The sequence below is a fragment of the Cryobacterium sp. 10I1 genome, assembly GCF_035019805.1.
Classification (GTDB): domain Bacteria; phylum Actinomycetota; class Actinomycetes; order Actinomycetales; family Microbacteriaceae; genus Cryobacterium; species Cryobacterium glucosi.
On sequence record NZ_JASJVF010000272.1, the window covers coordinates 1 to 4073 of the forward strand.

The 4073-nt window shown below is 68.6% G+C and carries 4 protein-coding genes; all 4 read left to right on the top strand.

Annotated features, from left to right (window positions below; all coding sequences use genetic code 11):
• The coding region (locus QN345_RS16280; protein WP_323508884.1) for an MmgE/PrpD family protein at nt 1–1350 on the top strand (1350 nt) is incomplete at its 5' end.
• Entirely contained in the window at nt 1350–2261 is a 912-nt protein-coding gene (prpB, locus tag QN345_RS16285; RefSeq protein ID WP_134449795.1) for a methylisocitrate lyase, read from the top strand. The genes QN345_RS16280 and prpB, both read left to right, overlap by 1 nt.
• A gap of 46 nt (nt 2262–2307) precedes the next feature.
• A complete protein-coding gene (locus QN345_RS16290; RefSeq protein ID WP_134449796.1) occupies nt 2308–3531 on the top strand; it encodes a bifunctional 2-methylcitrate synthase/citrate synthase in 1224 nt (407 codons plus the stop codon).
• Nucleotides 3500–4073 (top strand): phosphoribosyltransferase (locus QN345_RS16295; RefSeq protein WP_323508885.1); only part of this gene is annotated, 574 nt, incomplete at its 3' end. The genes QN345_RS16290 and QN345_RS16295, both read left to right, overlap by 32 nt.

The window sequence follows — 4073 nt, forward strand, 5'->3', positions numbered from 1 at the left end:
GTCGTCGCCGCGCGCTCGCAGGCGCTCGCGCATCCGCGCTCCTTCAACGGCGTCGGCGCGACCGTGTTCGGCGAACAGCGTTCCCGCCGGGTCTCGCCGGAATGGGCGGCGTGGGCCAACGGCGTCGCCGTCCGCGAGCTGGACTACCACGACACCTTCCTCGCCGCCGAGTACTCCCACCCCGGCGACAACATCCCGCCGGTCCTCGCCGTCGCCCAGCACCTCGCCGTCACCCGCGGCCTGAGCGGGCGGGACCTCGTGCGCGGGATCGCGACCGGCTACGAGATCCAGATCGACCTCGTGCGGGCGATCAGCCTGCACGCGCACAAGATCGACCACGTCGCCCACCTCGGCCCGTCGGCCGCCGCCGGGATCGGCACCCTGCTCGGCCTCGACACCGAGACGATCTTCCAGGCCATCGGCCAGGCCCTGCACACCACAACGGCCACCCGGCAGTCCCGCAAGGGTGAGATCTCGAGCTGGAAGGCGTACGCGCCCGCATTCGCCGGCAAGATGGCCGTCGAATCCGTCGACCGCGCCATGCGCGGCGAGACGAGTCCGACCCCGATCTACGAGGGCGAAGACGGCGTCATCGCGTGGCTCCTCGACGGTCCGGAGGCTTCCTACCAGGTCGCCCTGCCGGGCCGGGGCGAGGCCAAGCGGGCCATCCTGGACAGTTACACGAAGGAACACTCCGCCGAGTACCAGGCCCAGGCCCTCATCGACCTCGCCCGCAAGCTCTACCGCGAGCACCCGGAACTCGCCGACCCGGCCAACATCACCCGGATCGTGATCCACACGAGCCATCACACCCACAACGTGATCGGCTCCGGTGCGAACGACCCGCAGAAGTACGACCCGAGTGCGACAAGGGAGACCCTCGACCACTCGATCCCGTACATCTTCACCGTTGCACTGCAGGACGGCAGCTGGCACCACGTCGACTCCTACCGGCCGGAACGCGCGAGCCGCGCGGACACCATCGCCCTCTGGAACAAGGTCACGACCGAGGAGGACGTCGAGTGGACCCGGCGCTACCACTCGCTCGACCCCGCCGAGAAGGCCTTCGGCGGCCGGGTCGAGATCGAGCTGGCCAATGGCAAGCGGATCGTCGACGAGCTCGCCGTCGCCGACGCGCATCCGCTCGGCGCGCAGCCCTTCGGCCGGGCGGAGTACATTGACAAGTTCCGCACCCTCGCCGCGGGCGTGCTCGAGGAGGGCGAGATCCTGCGCTTCCTCGACGCCGCCGAACGCCTGCCCGACCTCGCCGCCGACGACCTCGACCAGCTCACCATCGTGGCCCGCAACGGCCTGCTCACCTCGGTCCCCATCCCGAATGGAATCTTCTGATGTTGTATTCGACACGCACCCCCGCCGCCAAGCGCGAGGGTTTCCGCCGCGACCTGGCCAGCGGACGCCTGCTCCGGTTCCCCGGGGCATTCAACCCGCTTTCCGCCCGCCTGATCGAGGCGAAGGGCTTCGAGGGCGTCTACATCTCCGGCGCCGTGCTCTCCGCAGACCTCGGCCTGCCCGACATCGGCCTGACCACCCTCACCGAGGTCGCCGGGCGCAGCCAGCAGATCGCCAGGATGACCGACCTGCCCGCGATCGTCGACGCCGACACCGGATTCGGCGAGCCGATGAACGTCGCGCGCACCGTGCAGACCCTCGAGGACGCCGGCCTCGCCGGAATGCACATCGAGGACCAGGTCAACCCGAAGCGCTGCGGCCACCTCGACGGCAAGCAGGTCGTCGACCTCGACACGGCCAGCAAGCGCATCCGCGCGGCCGTCGATGCCCGCAGGGACCCGAACTTCCTCGTGATGGCGCGCACCGACATCCGTGCCGTCGACGGTCTCGCCGCGGCCGTCGACAGGGCGAAGGCACTCGTCGACGCGGGCGCCGACGCGATCTTTCCCGAGGCGATGGCGTCGCTCGCCGAATTCGCGGCGATCCGTGCGGCCGTCGACGTGCCCGTGCTCGCGAACATGACCGAGTTCGGCAAGGGGGAGCTCTTCACCGTGCAGCAGCTCGCCGATGTCGGGATGAACCTCGTGATCTTCCCCGTCTCGCTGTTGCGCCTCGCGATGGGCGCCGCAGACCGCGGCCTCGACGCGATCGTCGAACACGGCTCGCTCGAGTCGATGCTGCCAGAGATGCAGCACCGCTCGAAGCTCTACGAACTGCTCGACTACGAGTCGTACAATCACTTCGACTCCGGCGTTTTCAATTTCACCCTCAACCCCACCCTGCCCGCCTAACACCCTGCCCGCGTAACCACGCACTCACCGCACGCGAAGGAGCGACATGAGTCAGAACGAACCAGCCGTCACCGAACCGACGGTCTACAAGGGCCTCGCCGGAATCGTGGTCGACCGCACCCGCGTCTCGAAGGTCAACGACCTGTCGAACTCCCTGCTCTACCGGGGCTACCCGGTGCAGGAACTCGCCGCGCAGAAGAGCTTCGAGGAGGTCACCTACCTGCTCTGGAACGGCGAACTCCCGACGCCCGACGAGCTCGCCGCGTTCGAAGACGAGGAGCGGTCCCTCCGCCACCTCCAGCCCGCCGTGCGCCGCGTGATCGACGAGCTTCCCCTGACCGCGCACCCGATGGACGTCGTGCGGACCGCCGTGAGCCTGATCGGCGCCTTCGACCCGCAGGTCGACGACGCCTCCCCGGAGGCGAACAAGGCCAAGGGCCTGCGGCTCTGGTCCCAGATGCCCGCGATCGTCGCCTACGACCAGCGCCGCCGCCACGGGCTCGAGCCGATCGAACCGCGCGACGACCTCGGCTACTCGGCGAACTTCCTGTTCATGACCTTCGGCGAGGTGCCGGAACTCGTCGTCGTCGAGGCCTTCGACGTGTCGATGATCATGTACGCCGACCACTCCTTCAACGCATCCACCTTCACCGCGCGCGTGATCACGTCCACGATGAGCGACCTGCACTCGGCGATCACCGGGGCGGTCGGCGCCCTCAAGGGTGCGCTGCACGGCGGCGCCAACGAAGCCGTGATGCACACGTTCGAGCAGATCGGCCTCGGCGAAGGCTCCGGCGAACGAGCGGATGCCTGGCTCAAGGAGACCCTCGACGCGCATCACAAGGTGATGGGTTTCGGGCACCGCGTCTACAAGCACGGCGACTCCCGGGTGCCGACGATGAAGACCGCGCTGCTCACCCTGGTCGAGCACTACCAGCGCCCGGACCTGATCGAGCTCTACGAGCGCCTCGCGGCGGGGATGAAGGAGCGCACCGGTATCCTGCCGAACCTCGACTACCCGTCGGGACCGGCGTACTACCTGATGGGCTTCGACACCCTGACCTTCACGCCCCTCTTCGTGGCCTCCCGGATCGCCGGCTGGACCGCGCACATCATCGAACAGACCGCTTCGAACTCCCTGATCCGGCCGCTCTCGCTCTATGACGGGCACCCGGAACGGCACCTCGCCGCTGAACCGGAACCCGACCTCCAACCGGCCGGTGACCTACCATTGGACAATGGCATTCGAAGCAGACGACTCAGCAACTGACACGACCGGCATCCAGCGGGAAATCCTCGGCTGGGAGGACTTCGCCGCTGCCTCGCGGCAACTGGCCGTCGACGTGCTGTCGAGCGGATTCCACCCGGACGTCGTGATCGCGATCGCGCGCGGCGGCCTGCTGCTCGCGGGCGCGATGTCGTACGCGCTCGGCACGAAGAACTGCGGCAGCATCAACGTGCAGTTCTACACCGGGGTCGACGAACGCCTGCCCGAGCCGGTGCTCTCCGGTCCGATGCTCGACGCGCCGGCACTTGCCGGACTCAGCGTGCTGCTCGTCGACGACGTCTCCGACTCGGGGCGCACCCTCGCGCTCGTGCTCGCGATGTTGCGGGAGTCGGCGGCCGAGGTGCGCTGCGCGACCCTGTACACCAAGCCGCGCACGGTCCTGGTCCCGGACTACACCTGGCGCGAGACCGACGACTGGATCGTGTTCCCGTGGTCGGCGCTGCCGATCGTCGACGCGCCTGAAGTGACGGCCCTGCTCGCCCCCATCGTCGCGACCGTCGTCGCCCCCTCCGCAGTGGAGAATG